Source organism: Nocardia sp. MDA0666 (genome assembly GCF_003023875.1).
Classification (GTDB): Bacteria; Actinomycetota; Actinomycetes; order Mycobacteriales; family Mycobacteriaceae; genus Nocardia; species Nocardia aobensis.
The window spans coordinates 1-3386 of the sequence record NZ_PYHT01000051.1; the positions used below are offsets into that span (position 1 = coordinate 1).

At 56.2% G+C, this 3386-nt stretch carries 2 rRNA genes; both read left to right on the forward strand.

What is annotated here, in order from left to right:
* The first annotated feature begins 43 nt into the window (after window positions 1-43).
* Window positions 44-3158 (forward strand): 23S ribosomal RNA (locus C8258_RS32085).
* A gap of 108 nt (window positions 3159-3266) precedes the next feature.
* Window positions 3267-3383, forward strand: a 5S ribosomal RNA gene (gene rrf / locus C8258_RS32090).
* The last annotated feature ends 3 nt before the right edge of the window (window positions 3384-3386 follow it).

Below are 3386 nucleotides of genomic sequence, written 5' to 3' on the forward strand. Positions count from 1 at the left end.
GTGTGTTGTTTGAGAACTGCACAGTGGACGCGAGCATCTTTGTTAGTAAGTGTGTAAGAGCGTACGGTGGATGCCTTGGCACCAGGAGCCGATGAAGGACGTAGGAGGCTGCGATAAGCCTCGGGGAGCTGTCAACCGAGCTGAGATCCGAGGATTTCCGAATGGGGAAACCCAGCACGAGTGATGTCGTGTTACCCGCATCTGAATATATAGGGTGTGTGGAGGGAACGTGGGGAAGTGAAACATCTCAGTACCCACAGGAAGAGAAAACAATAGTGATTCCGTGAGTAGTGGCGAGCGAAAGCGGAAGAGGCTAAACCGTGTAGATGTGATAGACGGCAGTCGTTGTCTATGCGGGGTTGTGGGGTCTTTCTTCTTCTCACTGCCGTGAGGAGCGTAAGTCAGAAACCGTTGTGTTAGCTGAATTGGTCTGGGATGGCCAACCGTAGACGGTGAGAGTCCGGTAAGCGAAAACGCGACGGCTTGCGTGATTGATACCCGAGTAGCAGCGGGCCCGTGAAATCTGCTGTGAATCTGCCGGGACCACCCGGTAAGCCTGAATACTCCCTGGTGACCGATAGCGGACTAGTACCGTGAGGGAAAGGTGAAAAGTACCCCGGGAGGGGAGTGAAATAGTACCTGAAACCGTGCGCTTACAATCCGTCAGAGCCTTCGATTTCGGTCGTGGGGTGATGGCGTGCCTTTTGAAGAATGAGCCTGCGAGTCATCGGTGTGTGGCGAGGTTAACCCGTGTGGGGTAGCCGTAGCGAAAGCGAGTCCGAATAGGGCGTTTGAGTCGCATGTCATGGACCCGAAGCGGAGTGATCTACCCATGGCCAGGGTGAAGCGACGGTAAGACGTCGTGGAGGCCCGAACCCACTTAGGTTGAAAACTGAGGGGATGAGCTGTGGGTAGGGGTGAAAGGCCAATCAAACTCCGTGATAGCTGGTTCTCCCCGAAATGCATTTAGGTGCAGCGTCGCGTGTTTCACACTGGAGGTAGAGCTACTGGATGGCCTAGGGGGCCCACAAGCTTACCGAAGTCAGCCAAACTCCGAATGCCGGTGTGTGAGAGCGCGGCAGTGAGACTGCGGGGGATAAGCTTCGTAGTCGAGAGGGAAACAGCCCAGATCGCCGGCTAAGGCCCCTAAGCGTGTACTAAGTGGAAAAGGATGTGGGGTCGCTGAGACAACCAGGAGGTTGGCTTAGAAGCAGCCACCCTTGAAAGAGTGCGTAATAGCTCACTGGTCAAGTGATCCTGCGCCGATAATGTAGCGGGGCTCAAGTACACCGCCGAAGCCGCGGCACTCAGTCATACAGATCGCCTTCGGGCCAGTCGACTGGGTGGGTAGGGGAGCGTCGTGTAGCCAGGGAAGCAGCGGGGTGACCTAGTTGTGGAGGCTGCGCGAGTGAGAATGCAGGCATGAGTAGCGAAAGACGAGTGAGAAACTCGTCCGCCGAATGACCAAGGGTTCCTGGGCCAGGTTAATCCGCCCAGGGTGAGTCGGGACCTAAGGCGAGGCCGACAGGCGTAGTCGATGGACAACGGGTTGATATTCCCGTACCCGTGTATCCGCGCCCAATGGCGAATCAGTTGTGCTAAGTGCCCAAAAGCGGATGGACCTCCTTCGGGAGGCCGGATGTGGCTGCGCACGACCCTGGCTGTAGTAGTCAAGCGATGGGGTGACGCAGGAAGGTAGCTGGGCCCGGTGGTGGATTACCGGGTGTAAGCCTGTAGGGCGTTGTGTAGGCAAATCCGCATAACATGTGCCTGAGAGGTGATGCGTAGCCGGTTGAGGTGAATTCAGTGATCCTATGCTGCCGAGAAAAGCCTCTAGTGAGTTGGTACACGGCCCGTACCCCAAACCGACACAGGTGGTCAGGTAGAGAATACTAAGGCGATCGAGATAACTGTGGTGAAGGAACTCGGCAAAATACCTCCGTAACTTCGGGAGAAGGAGGGCCCGATCTGGTGATGAGTCTTGCACTCGGAGCTGGGTTGGGTCGCAGAGACCAGAGAGAAGCGACTGTTTACTAAAAACACAGGTCCGTGCGAAGTCGTAAGACGATGTATACGGACTGACGCCTGCCCGGTGCCGGAAGGTTAAGAGGACCGGTTAGCGCAGCAATGTGCGAAGCTGAGAATTTAAGCCCCGGTAAACGGCGGTGGTAACTATAACCATCCTAAGGTAGCGAAATTCCTTGTCGGGTAAGTTCCGACCTGCACGAATGGCGTAACGACTTCTCTGCTGTCTCCACCACAGACTCGGCGAAATTGCATTACGAGTAAAGATGCTCGTTACGCGCGGCAGGACGAAAAGACCCCGGGACCTTCACTATAGCTTGGTATTGGTGTTCGGTACGGTTTGTGTAGGATAGGTGGGAGACTGTGAAGCGGGCACGCCAGTGTTCGTGGAGTCGTCGTTGAAATACCACTCTGGTCGTATTGGACCTCTAACCTCGGGCCATGATCTGGTTCAGGGACAGTGCCTGGTGGGTAGTTTAACTGGGGCGGTTGCCTCCTAAAATGTAACGGAGGCGCCCAAAGGTTCCCTCAGCCTGGTTGGCAATCAGGTGTTGAGTGTAAGTGCACAAGGGAGCTTGACTGTGAGACTGACAGGTCGAGCAGGGACGAAAGTCGGGACTAGTGATCCGGCACCGGCATGTGGAAGCGGTGTCGCTCAACGGATAAAAGGTACCCCGGGGATAACAGGCTGATCTTCCCCAAGAGTCCATATCGACGGGATGGTTTGGCACCTCGATGTCGGCTCGTCGCATCCTGGGGCTGGAGTAGGTCCCAAGGGTTGGGCTGTTCGCCCATTAAAGCGGCACGCGAGCTGGGTTTAGAACGTCGTGAGACAGTTCGGTCTCTATCCGCCGCGCGCGTTAGAAACTTGAGGAAGGCTGTCCCTAGTACGAGAGGACCGGGACGGACGAACCTCTGGTGTGCCAGTTGTCCCGCCAGGGGCACGGCTGGTTGGCCACGTTCGGAAGGGATAACCGCTGAAAGCATCTAAGCGGGAAGCCTGTTCCAAGATGAGGTTTCTCACCCCCTCGAGGGGGTAAGGCCCCCAACAGACCATTGGGTTGATAGGCCAGAACTGGAAGTGCGGTAACGCATGGAGGTGACTGGTACTAATAGGCCGAGGACTTACCAACAAAGCTGCTACGCGTCCACTGTGCGGTATCTGAAACAACACACAGATACAGGAAGGCGAATGTCCCGATCACGGGGTGTTCGGCTGTCTGTGGATAGTTTCATAGAGTTACGGCGGCTATAGCGGTGGGGAAACGCCCGGTCCCATTCCGAACCCGGAAGCTAAGGCCACCTGCGCCGATGGTACTGCACTCGCCAGGGTGTGGGAGAGTAGGACACCGCCGGAACAT